Source organism: Streptomyces cinereoruber (assembly GCF_009299385.1).
Taxonomy (GTDB): Bacteria; Actinomycetota; Actinomycetes; order Streptomycetales; family Streptomycetaceae; genus Streptomyces; species Streptomyces bikiniensis.
The window spans coordinates 4,685,197-4,698,242 of the sequence record NZ_CP023693.1 but is presented as its reverse complement, the minus strand read 5'-3'; the positions used below and the strand labels follow the sequence as shown (position 1 = coordinate 4,698,242).

12 protein-coding genes and 1 riboswitch are annotated in these 13,046 nt (G+C 73.5%); of the genes, 5 read left to right on the top strand and 7 right to left on the bottom strand.

The genetic code is table 11. The annotated features are described in order from the left end of the window. Nucleotides 1-101: 101 nt before the first annotated feature. Complete coding sequence (locus CP977_RS21290; protein ID WP_062752586.1) at nucleotides 102-1,400, bottom strand: metallophosphoesterase; 1,299 nt, start codon at nucleotides 1,398-1,400, stop codon at nucleotides 102-104. Between the two features lie 22 nt (nucleotides 1,401-1,422). Next, nucleotides 1,423-1,668, bottom strand: coding sequence for an SCO4848 family membrane protein (locus tag CP977_RS21285; protein WP_109185214.1), 246 nt, complete (start codon nucleotides 1,666-1,668; stop codon nucleotides 1,423-1,425). Nucleotides 1,669-1,777: 109 nt separating this feature from the next. On the opposite strand from CP977_RS21285, the gene CP977_RS21280 reads away from it, so the two are divergent. Beyond that, nucleotides 1,778-3,094, top strand: coding sequence for a D-alanyl-D-alanine carboxypeptidase family protein (locus tag CP977_RS21280; protein WP_229991400.1), 1,317 nt, complete (start codon nucleotides 1,778-1,780; stop codon nucleotides 3,092-3,094). Here CP977_RS21280 and CP977_RS21275 read toward each other — a convergent pair. Beyond that, complete coding sequence (locus tag CP977_RS21275; RefSeq protein ID WP_152370657.1) at nucleotides 2,982-3,983, bottom strand: YihY/virulence factor BrkB family protein; 1,002 nt, start codon at nucleotides 3,981-3,983, stop codon at nucleotides 2,982-2,984. The two genes, CP977_RS21280 and CP977_RS21275, sit on opposite strands and share 113 nt — an antisense overlap. A 214-nt stretch (nucleotides 3,984-4,197) precedes the next feature. On the opposite strand from CP977_RS21275, the gene dprE1 reads away from it, so the two are divergent. Then, a complete protein-coding gene (gene dprE1 / locus CP977_RS21270; protein ID WP_152370656.1) occupies nucleotides 4,198-5,574 on the top strand; it encodes an FAD-binding oxidoreductase in 1,377 nt (458 codons plus the stop codon). A 17-nt stretch (nucleotides 5,575-5,591) separates the two neighbouring features. Further along, the gene (gene dprE2 / locus CP977_RS21265; protein ID WP_152370655.1) at nucleotides 5,592-6,347 is read left to right on the top strand and encodes a decaprenylphospho-beta-D-erythro-pentofuranosid-2-ulose 2-reductase; all 756 of its coding nucleotides are present in this window, start codon (nucleotides 5,592-5,594) and stop codon (nucleotides 6,345-6,347) included. A gap of 16 nt (nucleotides 6,348-6,363) precedes the next feature. On the opposite strand, the gene CP977_RS21260 is transcribed toward dprE2, so the two are convergent. The 3 genes from CP977_RS21260 to CP977_RS21250 form a co-directional block, all read right to left on the bottom strand. Next, nucleotides 6,364-6,954, bottom strand: a complete 591-nt coding sequence (locus tag CP977_RS21260; protein WP_062752602.1) for a 2'-5' RNA ligase family protein — start codon at nucleotides 6,952-6,954, stop codon at nucleotides 6,364-6,366. 127 nt (nucleotides 6,955-7,081) lie between these two features. Beyond that, a complete protein-coding gene (gene trpS / locus CP977_RS21255) occupies nucleotides 7,082-8,095 on the bottom strand; it encodes a tryptophan--tRNA ligase (RefSeq protein WP_152370654.1) in 1,014 nt (337 codons plus the stop codon). A 163-nt stretch (nucleotides 8,096-8,258) separates the two neighbouring features. Continuing rightward, nucleotides 8,259-9,545 carry a serine hydroxymethyltransferase gene (locus CP977_RS21250; RefSeq protein ID WP_062752604.1) on the bottom strand — a complete coding sequence of 429 codons (1,287 nt, stop codon included), beginning with the start codon at nucleotides 9,543-9,545 and terminating at the stop codon, nucleotides 8,259-8,261. A gap of 74 nt (nucleotides 9,546-9,619) precedes the next feature. Beyond that, nucleotides 9,620-9,710, bottom strand: a riboswitch (ZMP/ZTP riboswitch). Between the two features lie 115 nt (nucleotides 9,711-9,825). Here CP977_RS21250 and rocD point away from each other — a divergent pair. Together rocD and CP977_RS21240 are read left to right on the top strand one after the other, a co-directional pair. After that, nucleotides 9,826-11,031 carry an ornithine--oxo-acid transaminase gene (gene rocD / locus CP977_RS21245; protein ID WP_062752605.1) on the top strand — a complete coding sequence of 402 codons (1,206 nt, stop codon included), beginning with the start codon at nucleotides 9,826-9,828 and terminating at the stop codon, nucleotides 11,029-11,031. A 107-nt stretch (nucleotides 11,032-11,138) separates the two neighbouring features. Then, entirely contained in the window at nucleotides 11,139-11,834 is a 696-nt protein-coding gene (locus tag CP977_RS21240) for a polysaccharide deacetylase family protein (protein WP_062752606.1), read from the top strand. A 15-nt stretch (nucleotides 11,835-11,849) separates the two neighbouring features. On the opposite strand, the gene CP977_RS21235 is transcribed toward CP977_RS21240, so the two are convergent. Beyond that, nucleotides 11,850-13,034 (bottom strand): glutathionylspermidine synthase family protein, encoded by a 1,185-nt coding sequence (locus CP977_RS21235; RefSeq protein ID WP_062752607.1) that lies wholly within the window; start codon nucleotides 13,032-13,034, stop codon nucleotides 11,850-11,852. Between the last annotated feature and the right edge of the window lie 12 nt (nucleotides 13,035-13,046).

The window sequence follows — 13,046 nt, the reverse complement described above, 5'->3', positions numbered from 1 at the left end:
GAAGAGAAAACCTTCACACCACAGGTATATGTCCGGGATATGAGAATTTAAGCCGATGAGCAGCATGTATCACTCTCAGTGCAGGGAGTGACCAATCCCGTTTAAGCCTGTTTCGAGGCGAGTTCGACGACGGTGATGTCGGAGGGCGCGCCGACCCGGACCGGGGGTCCCCAGGCGCCCGCGCCCCGGGAGACGTAGAGCTGGGTGTCGCCGTACCGTTCGAGCCCGGCGACGGTCGGGTTGGCCAGTTCGGCGAGGAGGTTGCCGGGCCAGAGCTGGCCGCCGTGGGTGTGGCCGGAGAGCTGGAGGTCCACGCCGTGGCGCACGGCGTCGTGGACGACGATCGGCTGGTGCGCGAGGAGGACGGCGGCGCGGGCCCGGTCGCGGTCGCCGAGGGCACGGACGAAGTCGGGCCCCTGGCCCTCGCTCTCGCCCGCGACGTCATCGACGCCGGCGAGGTCGAAGCCGGCCGCTATCTCCAGGCGCTCGTTGCGCAGCGGGCGCAGGCCGAGCTCGCGGACGTGGTCGACCCAGGCGTCGGCGCCCGAGAAGTACTCGTGGTTCCCGGTCACGAAGAAGGAGCCGTGGCGGGCGCGGAGCCGGGCGAGCGGCTCGGCGGCGGGGCCGAGGTTCTCGACGGTGCCGTCGACCAGGTCGCCGACGACCGCGATCAGGTCGGGCTGGGTCGAGTTGATCGCGTCCACGATGCGCTGGGTGTGGGCGCGGCCCAGGATCGGGCCCAGGTGGATGTCGGACACGACGGCGATCCGGTAGCCGTGCGCGGCGCGCGGGATCTTGGCGAGCGGCACGGTGACCCGCTTGACGCGGGGCCCGCGCAGCACGCCGTACGTCCCGTACCCGACGGTCCCGAGCGCGACGGCGGCGGCGGTGCCGCCGACGACCCGGGAGACGAAGAGACGGCGGGAGACGTCGGTGGGGGTTTCCGGGCCGACCGGAGTCGCGGTGGCGGCGTCCGGGGCGGCCGGGGCCGTCTCGGTCAGGGGCTCGGTCGCCGCGGCCGGCACCGGTACGGCCTCGGGGACCGCCGGAGCGGGCGCGGGGGCGGCCGCGGCGGCGGGCGCCCGGCGGGCGAGCCAGGCGCGCAGGAGCGGGCGGACGGCCTCGCCCACCACCAGGGCCAGGACCAGGTACAGGAGGACGGCGAGCCACATCTGCCCCGGCCAGGCGATCACCTGCTGGACCGGGAAGGGCACGCCCGCCCGGGCGGAGACCAGGGCCCCGAGCGAGAGCAGCGGCAGGACCACGACGGCGGCCGTGCCGATCCGGCGCGGCAGCCCCCCGGGCGCCGTCACGTCCCGGACGAGCCGCCGCCACACGTACCAGTGGACGCCGCCGAGCAGCGCGAGGACCACGACCAGGACCAGCAGGAAGACGACCACGCCCCGGAACTCCTTACTTCTTCTAGGCGCCGGTGCGGCGCGCGGCGCGCACCCCGCGCAACCCGAGGACGCCGATCACCGTCCCCAGGACAAAGGACGTGACGGCAAGCAGCAGATGAACCCAGAAGTAGGCCGTCGGGTCGCCCGCGTCGTCGAAGGCGAGGCCGCTCCCGTCGTTCCAGAGGTTCTTGACGAAGGTGATCCAGATGAACCAACTCCACACCCCGAACGCGAGCAGGAACCAGGAGACGCGACGGCTGAGCTTCATGGCCCCAGTATCACCGTCGGCCCCCCGGCCCCCGCGTCCGGGTGGACGGGTGGGTTCGAACGGCCTGCCGGGGTTCGGGTCCCTGTTCCGTACCTGTACGTTCACGACCGTGTCTGCTTCGAAGAAGACCGCCTGGGCGGTCGCCGCTGCTGTGTTCCTTCCGCTCGCCCTCGCCGCGCCGCCGGCCCACGCGGACGGGAAGGACGAGAAGGTCGTCCAGGACACGCAGCCCAAGCCTCCCGCCGTCATGTCCGAGGTCGGCGGTGCGCTGCTCGGCAGGCCCGGTACGCAGGTGCGGCTCAAGGCCGGGGCGCCCGTGCTGCCCAAGGAGCTGTCGGCCCGGTCCTGGATCGTCGCGGACGCGGAGAGCGGCCAGGTGCTCGCCGCGCACAACGCGCACTGGCCGCTCGCCCCCGCCTCCACCCTGAAGATGCTCTTCGCGGACACCCTGCTGCCGAAGTTCCCCAAGACGCGGAACCACCTGGTCACCAGCCAGGACCTGGCGGGCATAGGCGAGGGCTCCAGCCTGGTCGGCGTCAAGGAGAAGCAGACCTACAGCGTCCACGACCTGTGGCTCGGCGTCTTCCTGCGCTCCGGCAATGACGCCGTGCACGTCCTGACCCAGATGAACAACGGCCTCCAGCAGACCGTGCAGGACATGAACGCCCAGGCGGTCGAGCTCCAGGCGCTCGACACCAAGGTGGTCACTCCGGACGGCTACGACGCCCCGGGCCAGGTCTCCTCCGCGTACGACCTCACCCTCATCGCCCGCAGCGGCATGACGAAGCCGGACTTCCGCGAGTACGCCGCCACGGTCCGCGCCGCCTTCCCCGGCATACAGAAGCCCGGCGAGAAGAAGCGCGGGACCTTCGAGATCCAGAACACCAACCGCCTGCTCACCGGCGACTTCGGCGTTCCGCCGTACCAGGGCATCGCCGGGGTCAAGAACGGCAACACCACGCACGCGGGCGCGACCTTCACCGGAGTCGCCGAGCGGAACGGCCGGGTCCTGCTCGTCACCGTGATGAACCCCTCCTCGAAGGAGCAGCACGCGGTCTACCGGGAGACCGCCCGGCTGTTCGACTGGGGCTTCGCGTCGCTCGGGAAGGTGGAGCCGGTGGGCGAGCTGGTGCCGCCGCTCTCGGCCCGTACGAAGTCGCCCACGCCCGTCGGCGCGGCGGAGTCGGCGGGCGGCGGGAACGCCCCCGCGCAGCCCGTCCAGGCGGTCGCGGCCGGGAGGACCGGCGGGGTCGGCACCGCGCTGGCCGTGGCGGGCGGGGTCCTCGTGCTCCTCGCCGGCGCCGTGTTCCTGGTCAACCGCCGCTGGCCGTCGGCCGTGACGGCGGCACGTCTCCGCGGCCGGGGGCAGGGGCCGGACCCTGAGCCGGGTCCGGAGGCGGAGCCGAAGCAGGAGCCGGGTCGCTAGTCTCGTTCGGCTCCCCCGCCGCCTCCTCCCGAGGCTCGGACGCCGCCGCGGCCGCCGCCGTCCACGCCGCGCAGAACAGCAGCAGTTTCGCGGTGAGGTTGATCCAGAGGAGCAGGGCGACGGGGACGCCGAACGCCCCGTACATCGACTTCGCCGCGACCCCCTTCATGTAGCCGCCGAGAAGCAGCTTGAGGAGTTCGAAGCCGACCGCGCCCATCAGCGAGGCCACCACCAGGTCCCGGCGGGGCGGTTCGACGCCGGGCAGCAGGGTCAGGACGTACAGCAGGATCAGGAAGTCGGCGACGACGCCGACGAGGACGGCGGCGGTCTGGAGCAGGACTCCGCCCGCCCCGCCCTCGGAGACGCCGACCTGTTCGGCGCTCCAGCCGACGGCGGTGGAGCCGAGCCAGGAGGCGGCGAGCGAGGCGAGGGCGACGCCGCCGAGGCCGACGAGGATCAGCGCGTCCTTGCCCTTGAGCAGGACCGGGTTGCCCTCGACGTCGTCCAGGCCCCACACCGCGCGCAGGCATTCCCGCATGGAGCCGATCCAGCTGATGCCGGTGAAGAGGAGCAGGGCGCCGGCCACGATCCCGACGGTGCCGGCGTTGTCGACCAGTCCGCCGATGTTCAGCTGGTCGGAGATGCCGGGGACCTGCTCGCCGATCTTCTCCTCGATCCGGTCGAGCTGTTCGTCGCTGAGGAGCGCGGCGCCGACCGCGGCGGCGACGGTGATGAGCGGGAAGAGGGCGAGGAAGGAGAGGAAGGTGATGGCCGCCGCGAGTCGCGTCCAGTGGGCCCGGTCCAGGGTCTCGTACGCGCGCCATGCGTGGGTGCGCATGAGGCGGACGACCCAGGGGCCGATGACGGGGAGCTTGGTCAGCCAGTCCATGTCGTGCGTGTACCCCTCGATGCGTGCGCTGCGCGGGTGACCGGAGTACGAGAATCCTCCCATCGGGCCGGTGCATGCGCGAGCGACATGGCCCCGGGTGTCGGGATGCTCTTCCGACCTTCCTCCTGTCGGATCGTCACCCCTTTCGACGAACCGCCAAGCAAGACGGTCCAATACCGACATAAGTGACATTGACGCCTATACGGTCGGCTCCATGGCTGTCGAGACCCGTGTCCCGGACGACGACTGCGAAGCCCTCACCGGCTGGGGCCGCACCGCCCCCACCCTCGCGCGCGTGTACCGGCCCCGCGGTCCCGCCGAGGCGGCCGCCGCCCTGCGCGCCCCCGGCCCCCGGGGCGCGATCGCCCGCGGTCTCGGGCGCGCCCACGGCGACGCCGCCCAGAACGCCGGCGGCACCGTCCTCGACATGACCGGCCTCGACCGGATCCGCGCCGTCGACGCGCGCGCCGGGCTCGTGGACTGCGAGGCGGGCGTCAGCCTGCACCGGCTGATGGAGGTGCTGCTGCCGCTCGGCCGGTTCGTCCCGGTCGTGCCCGCCACCCGGTACGTGACGGTCGGCGGCGCGGTCGCCGCCGACGTCCACGGCGGGAACCAGCACGTCGCCGGCTCCTTCGGCCGGCACGTGGTCTCGCTCGAACTCCTCACCCCCGACGGGGAGATCAGGACCGTCCGGCCCGGCACCCCGCTCTTCGACGCCACCACCGGCGGCATGGGCCTGACCGGCGTGATCCTCTCCGCCGTCCTGCGGCTGCCGGCCGTCGAGACCTCCCTGGTGCGCGTGGACACCGAGCGGGCCCGCGACCTGGACGACCTCCTCGCCCGGCTCGCCGGGGGCGACCACCGGTACGCGTACTCCACCGCCCGGGTCGACCTGCTCGCCCGGGGCGCCGCCACCGGCCGCGCCGTCCTCACGCGCGGCGACCCCGCCCCGTACGACGCGCTGCCCCGCCGCCACCCGGCCCGCCGGGCGCCGCTCGCCTTCCGGCCCGCCCGGCTGCCCGCCGCGCCGCCGTACGTCCCCGGCGGGCTGCTCGGCGGCACCCCGGCCGGGCTCTTCAACGCGCTCTGGTACCGGGCGTCGCCCCGCGCCGCCACCGGCCGGCTCCGGCCGCTGTCCGGCTTCTTCCACCCGCTCGACGCCGTCCCGCACTGGAACCGGCTGTACGGGCCCGGGGGCTCCGTCCCGTACCGCTTCGTCCTGCCGTGCGGGCGGGAGGAGGTGCTGCGGGGGATCGTGCGGCGGATCGCGGGGCGGCGCTGGCCCGTGCTGCCCGCCGTCCTCCAGCGGTTCGGTCCGGGCGGTCCCGGGCCGCTCTCCTTCGCGCTGCCCGGCTGGTCCCTGTCCCTCGGCCTGCCGACCGGGCTCCCCGGGCTCGGGGCCTTCCTCGACGCGCTCGACGAGGAGGTCGCGGAGGCGGGCGGCCGGGTGCACCTGGCCGGGGACGCGCGGGTGCGGCCGGAGGTCCTGGCCGCGATGTACCCGCGGCTGGACGAGTTCCGGGCGCTGCGGGCCGCGCTCGATCCCGGGTCCGTGCTCGTCTCGGACCTCTCCCGCCGTCTCGGTCTCTGAGCCTTCCAGGAGTCGCCATGAAAGACGCCTTCGGCGCACCGCAGTCCCTGCTCGTCCTCGGCGGCACCTCCGCGATCGGGCTCGCCACGGCCCGCCGGACGATCGCCCGGCGCACCCGTATGGTCCACCTGGCCGGCCGCCCCTCCCCCGCCCTCGACGCCTCCGCCGCCTCGCTGCGGACGCTGGGGGCCGAGGTGCGGACGGTCGCCTTCGACGCGCTCGACCCCGGGTCGCACGAGGAGCGGCTCGGGGCGGTCTTCGCGGCGGGCGACGTGGACGTGGTGCTGCTCGCCTTCGGGGTCCTCGGCGACCAGGCGCGCGACGAGTCCGACCCGGTCGCCGCCGCCCGGGTCGCCGGGACGAACTACACCGGCGCCGTCTCGGCGGGCCTGGTGTGCGCGGGCGCGCTCCAGGCGCAGGGGCACGGCTCGCTGGTGGTGCTCTCCTCGGTGGCGGCCGAGCGGGCCCGCCGCGCCGACTTCATCTACGGCTCCTCGAAGGCGGGCCTGGACGTCTTCGCCCAGGGGCTCGGGGACGCGCTGTACGGCACCAGGGTGCACGTGATGGTGGTGCGGCCCGGGTTCGTGCGCTCGCGGGCGACGGAGGGGCGTCCGGAGGAGCCGTTCGCGACCACTCCGGAGGAGGTCGCGGGCGCGATCGAGCGGGGGCTGCGGCGCCGCTCGGAGACGGTGTGGGTGCCGGGGGCGCTGCGGATGGTGACGGCGGCGGTGCGGCACGTGCCGAGGCCGCTGTACCGGCGGCTGCCGGTGTGAGACGCCCGCCCCGGGCTCAGGCGCTCGGCGTCGGCGTGTCGACGGGGCTGCCGCCCTGGGCCGGGACGGCGGGGGTCGGATGGCCGCTGCCGAACTCGTAGTCGTACAGCTTGCGCCACACCTGGTCCGCGCCCTGCTCGTACAGCGCGAAGGAGCGGCAGGTCCAGGCCGCCTCGTAGCCGGCGAGCTCCTCGTACGCCCGGTCCATCCCCTCCTCGGAGATGCCGTGCGCCACGGTGACGTGCGGGTGGTACGGGAACTGGAGCTCGCGCACGAGCGGCCCGGCCTCGTCCCTGATCCGCTGCTGGAGCCGGTCGCAGGGGGCGACGCCCTCCGCCAGCTTCACGTAGACCACCGGGGAGAGCGGCCGGAAGGTGCCGGTGCCCTTGAGGCGCACGGGGAAGGGCTGGTAGCCGGTGGCCACGTGCGCGAGGTGGGCCTCGATCTCCGGCAGCCGCTCGCGGGGGACCTCGGTCGGCGGGACGAGGGTGACGTGGGTGGGGATGCCGTGCGCGGCCTGGTCCCCGAAGCCGGCGCGCCGCTCCTGGAGCAGGCTGCCGTAGGGCTCCGGGACCGCGATCGAAACGCCGAGCGTTACGGTCCCCACGTCGTTCTCCTCCGTCGTTCTCGGTGCGTGCCGGTGCGTGTCGGTGCGTCGCGTGCGCGGGTGGCACGCGGGTGGTGCAGCCGCCAGTGTGCGGCCTGCACCACCCTCGTGGCCAGGGTCCTATGGCTCAGTGCTTGGCGGGCAGGAAGCCCATCCGCTCGTACGTCTGCGCCAGGGTCTCGGCGGCGACCGCGCGGGCCTTCTCCGCGCCCTTGGCCAGGACCGAGTCCAGCGTCTCCGGGTCGTCCAGGTATTCCTGGGTGCGGGTCCGGAACGGCGTGACGAAGTCCACCATCACCTCGGCGAGGTCCGTCTTGAGCGCGCCGTACATCTTGCCCTCGTAGTCCTCCTCCAGCTCCGGGACGCTCTTCCCGGTGAGGGTGGACAGGATGCTGAGGAGGTTGGAGACGCCGGCCTTGTTCTCCGGGTCGAAGCGGATCACCGTGTCGGTGTCGGTGACGGCGCTCTTGACCTTCTTCGCGGTGACCTTCGGGTCGTCCAGGAGGTTGATGAGGCCCTTCGGCGTGGACGCCGACTTGCTCATCTTGACCGAGGGGTCCTGGAGGTCGTAGATCTTCGCCGTCTCCTTCAGGATGTACGGCGAGGGGATGGTGAAGGTGTCGCCGAAGCGCCCGTTGAACCGCTCCGCGAGGTCGCGGGTCAGCTCGATGTGCTGGCGCTGGTCCTCGCCGACCGGGACCTCGTTCGCCTGGTAGAGCAGGATGTCGGCGACCTGGAGGATCGGGTACGTGAAGAGGCCGACGGTGGCGCGGTCGGCACCCTGCTTGGCGGACTTGTCCTTGAACTGGGTCATGCGGGAGGCCTCGCCGAAGCCGGTGAGGCAGTTCATGACCCAGCCGAGCTGGGTGTGCTCGGGGACGTGGCTCTGGACGAAGAGGGTGCAGCGGTCCGGGTCGAGGCCGGCGGCGAGCAGCTGGGCGGCGGCGAGCCGGGTGTTGGCGCGCAGCTCGGCCGGGTCCTGCGGGACCGTGATCGCGTGCAGGTCCACGACCATGTAGAAGGCGTCGTGGCTCTCCTGGAGGGCGACCCACTGGCGGACGGCGCCGAGGTAGTTGCCGAGGTGGAACGAGCCGGCGGTGGGCTGGATTCCGGAGAGCACACGGGGACTGTCGAAGGCCATGCACATCATTCTCTCAGGTGCGGGACCGGTCCCCGCCCGACCGGTCCGTCAGTGGTACGCGCGCGGGGGCGCGGTTCCGGTCGCGGCGGCCGTGGCCCGTGGTGGATGAGACCAGGAACACAGTGCGCGCGCCGGTCCGCGCCCCCGTTCGGTGACGGTCGGGTCAGACGGGCAGGCCCGGGGCCGGGAAGGCGGCCATCAGGTCGGCGACCTCGGCGCGGATCGCGGCGAGGGCGTCCTCGTCGCCCCGGCCGGCGGCCGTGACGCCCCGGTCGATCCAGTCCGCGACCCGCGGCATGTGCGCGGTGCCGAGGCCGCGGGAGGTGAGGGCGGGGGTGCCGATGCGGATGCCGGAGGGGTCGAAGGGCTTCCGGGGGTCGTAGGGGACGGTGTTGTGGTTGACGACGATCCCGGCCCGGTCGAGGGCCTTGGCGGCGGTCTTGCCGGGGACCTGCCGGGAGGTGAGGTCCATCAGGATCAGGTGGTTGTCGGTGCCGCCGGAGACCAGGTCGAAGCCGCGGGCGAGGAGGGCCTCGGCTAGGGCCTTCGCGTTGGCGACGACGGCGTGGGCGTAGGTGCGGAAGGAGGGCTGGGCGGCCTCGCGCAGGGCGACGGCGATGGCGGCGGTGGTCTGGTTGTGCGGGCCGCCCTGGAGGCCGGGGAAGACGGCCCGGTCGAGGGCCCTGGCGTGCTCCTCGCGGGACAGGAGCATGGCGCCGCGCGGGCCGCGCAGGGTCTTGTGGGTGGTCGTGGAGATCACGTCCACGTGCCCGGCCGGGGACGGGTGGGCGCCGCCCGCGATCAGGCCCGCGACGTGGGCGACGTCGGCGACGAGGACGGCGCCGGCCTCGCGGGCGATCTCCCCGAAGGCGGCGAAGTCGACGGTGCGGGGCAGGGCGGTGCCGCCGCAGAAGATCACCTTCGGGCGCTCCTTCAGGGCCAGGTCGCGGACCTCGTCGAGGTCGACGAGCCCGGTGTCCCGGCGCACGCCGTACTGGACGCCCCGGAACCACGAGCCGGTGGCGGAGACGCCCCAGCCGTGGGTGAGGTGGCCGCCCATGGGCAGGGCCATGCCCATGACGGCGTCGCCGGGCTCGGCGAAGGCGAGGTAGACGGCGAGGTTGGCAGGGGAGCCGGAGTACGGCTGGACGTTGGCGTGGTCGGCGCCGAAGAGGGCCTTGGCGCGCGCGACGGCGAGGGCCTCGACCCGGTCGACGTTCTGCTGGCCCTCGTAGTAGCGGCGGCCGGGGTAGCCCTCGCTGTACTTGTTCTGGAGGACGGTGCCGGAGGCTTCGAGGACGGCGGCGGAGACGTAGTTCTCGCTGGGGATGAGGCGCAGGGTGTCGGCCTGGAGCCGTTCCTCGGCGCCGACGAGGGCGGCGAGTTCGGGGTCGGCGGCGGAGAGGGCGGGGTGGGTGGCTGCGATGTCCGTGGCTGCGGTGGTGGTCACGGTGGTGTCCTCCGGGCGTGGTCGGTGTCCCGGGGCACGGCGAGGAGGTCGCGGCGCCGCGCGGGACGTCGGTCCCGGGACGCCCAGGCGGGCGGCGCCTCGTGCGGTCTGCCGCGCACGGCTCCCCCGGGGTCGCTTCCCCGTACGCCAGTCGCCGTGCGTGCCGTCAGAGTAGCGGCCCGGCGGGCGTGCCGTGTCGGAGGTTTCCCCGTCCGGTGCGCGAGCGACGATAGGGAAAGGGGGCACATCCACCCCGGGCCGCAGGACGAACGGAGATCCCGTGTCGAGGACAGAAGACGCCATCGCCTCCGCGGAGGCGCACAGCGCCCACAACTACCACCCCCTTCCGGTCGTCGTCGCCTCGGCGGACGGCGCCTGGATGACCGACGTCGAGGGGCGCCGGTACCTCGATCTGCTCGCCGGGTACTCGGCGCTCAACTTCGGGCACGGCAACCGGCGTCTGATCGACGCGGCGAAGGCCCAGCTGGAGCGGGTGACGCTGACCTCGCGGGCCTTCCACCACGACCGGTTCGCCGACTTCTGCGCGCGGCTCGCGGAGCTGTGCGGCAAGGAGGCGGTGCTGCCGATGAACACGGGGGCGGAGGCGGTGGAGACGGCCGTCAAGACGGCCCGGAAGTGGGGGTACGAGGTGAAGGGCGTGCCGGACGGGCACGCGAAGATCGTGGTGGCGGCGAACAACTTCCACGGCCGGACGACGACGGTCGTGAGCTTCTCCACGGACCACGAGGCGCGGGATCACTTCGGGCCGTACACGCCGGGGTTCGAGATCGTGCCGTACGGGGACCTGACGGCCCTGGAGGCGGCGGTCACGGAGAACACGGTGGCGGTGCTCCTGGAGCCGATCCAGGGCGAGGCGGGGGTCCTGGTGCCGCCGGCCGGCTACCTGCCGGGGGTGCGGGAGCTGACCCGGCGGCGGAACGTGCTGTTCGTGGCGGACGAGATCCAGTCGGGCCTCGGGCGTACGGGGAGGACGTTCGCGTGCGACCACGAGGGCGTGGTGCCGGACGTGTACCTGCTCGGGAAGGCGCTGGGCGGCGGGGTGGTGCCGGTGTCGGCGGTGGTGGCCGACCGGGACGTGCTCGGGGTCTTCCGGCCGGGCGAGCACGGCTCGACCTTCGGCGGGAACCCGCTGGCGTGCGCGGTGGCCCTGGAGGTGGTCGCGATGCTGCGGACGGGCGAGTACCAGGAGCGGGCGGCGGAGCTGGGCGACCACCTCCACGCGGAGCTGGGGCTGCTGGTGGGCGGCGGCGCGGTGGAGGCGGTGCGGGGGCGCGGGCTGTGGGCGGGCGTGGACATCGCCCCGTCGAAGGGCACGGGCCGGGAGATCTCGGAGCGGCTGCTCGACCGGGGCGTCCTGGTGAAGGACACCCACGGCTCGACGATCCGGATCGCCCCGCCGCTGGTCATCTCGAAGGAGGACCTGGACTGGGGGCTCGAGCAGTTGCGGGGGGTGCTGGCGGGCTGAGGGGGTTCGGGACGGGTCCGTTCCGGAAGGGGCGGCGGGGGCGGGGCATCGGTTCGGGCCAACGCGGACCATTGACACGACAGTTGGTCTAGGCCAATGATGCGGCCATGCCGAGACCCCGCTCGCGCCACGCCGTGCGTGCCGCGCTCGCCGCCCTCGTCCCGCTCGCGCTCGTCGGCACGGTCACGGGACCCGCGCAGGCCGCCCCCGAGACGGCCCGGCCCGCCCCCGTCCCGGTGGTCTCACACGTCGAGACCACCGACCCGGTCGTCTTCATCACCATCGACGACGGCTGGTTCCACGACCCCGCCGCCGCGAAGCTGCTGCTCGAACGGCGGGTGCCCGCCTCGCTGTTCCTGCTGCCCGGCGCGTACTCGTACGACGCCGAGTACTTCCGCACCCTGCTCGACCACGGCCCCTCCCGGGTCGAGAACCACACCGTCAACCACCCGGACCTGACCACGCTCGACGCGGCCGGGCAGGAGGCGGAGTTCTGCGGGGCCCGGGACCAGCACCTCGCCCGGTTCGGCGACGGGCCCCGGCTGCTGCGCCCGCCGTACGGCACGTACGACGCGACCACCCTGACCGCCGCCCGCGCCTGCGGCGCGAAGGCCGTGGTGACCTGGACGCACGACCTCACCACCTGGGGCCAGTGGGCCCCGCCGACCCCGGAGCTCAAGGCCGGCGACATCATCCTGCTGCACTTCAACGAGACCCTGGAACAGGACCTGGAGCGGGCCCTGGACCTGGCCGGGAAGGCGGGCCTGAGGCCCGCCCCGCTCAGGGAGTACGTCCCCGAATAGCCCGCGGCGGGACGGTCAGAGGATCACGTGCGGCAGGAAGCGGGCGTACTCGTCGGTGACGAGCCCCGCCGACTCCCGGATGCCGAGGCCCGCCGCCTCGTCCTGGACGACCCACGCGCCGAGGACCACCCGGTTGCCGTCGAAGTCGGGCAGCGGGGCGAGGCCCTGGTAGCAGCAGGGCTCCCCGTCCCGCACGAAGGGCTCCGTACCGGCCTCGTGCAGGGTGACGCCCTCGCCCTCGCGGCCGAGCAGCGGTTTGGCGGCCCAGCCGGTGGTGGCGGCGAGTTCGCGCGGCCCGTCGAGGTAGGCGGGCAGCAGGTTGGGGTGGCCCGGGTACAGCTCCCACAGGATCGCGAGCAGCGCCTTGTTGGAGAGCAGCATCTTCCAGGCGGGCTCGATCCAGCAGGTGGTGCCGGTGCCGCCGCCGTTGTCGAGGGTGTCCAGGACGTGCGGGCCGAAGCGGTCGGTGGTCAGCCACTCCCACGGGTAGAGCTTGAAGCAGCTGCGGAGGAAGCGGAGCCGGTCGTCGACGAAGCGGCCCGAGAGCCGGTCCCAGCCGATCTGCTCGACGGAGAGCGCCTCGGTCTCCAGACCGGCCTGCTGGGCGGTCTCGCGCAGGTACGCGACCGTCATCAGGTCCTCGCCGAGCTCGTCGCCCTCCGAGTGCGCGAAGTGGACGGGGCCGGGCGGCAGCAGGTGGGCCTGGCTCCGCCAGGCCTCCACGAGGCGTTCGTGGAGGGAGTTCCACTGGTCGGCGCCGGGGAACCGCTCCTCCATCCAGAACCACTGGGCGCTCGCGGCCTCCACGAGGGAGGTCGGCGTGTCGGCGTTGTACTCCAGCATCCTGGCCGGCCCGGTGCCGTCGTAGTGGAGGTCGAACCGCCCGTACACGGAGGGGAGTTCGTCGCGTCGCCGCCAGGACTCGGCGATCAGGCCGGCCAGCCGGGGGTCGGTGACGCCGAGCTCCGCGAAACGTTCCTTCTCCACGATGTGCGCGGCGGCCGCGAGGGACATCTCGTGCAGCTCCTCGACGACCTCCTCCAGCGCCTCGACCTCGGGCAGGGAGAAGGAGTAGTACGCGCTCTCGTCCCAGTACGGGCGCAGCGAGCCGTCCGGGTAGCGGGTCAGCGGGTAGACGACGCCCTGCTCCTCGACCGTCCGCTGCCAGTCCGGGCGGGGCTCGGTGGTGTGACGTTCCATGCCTCCGGCCCG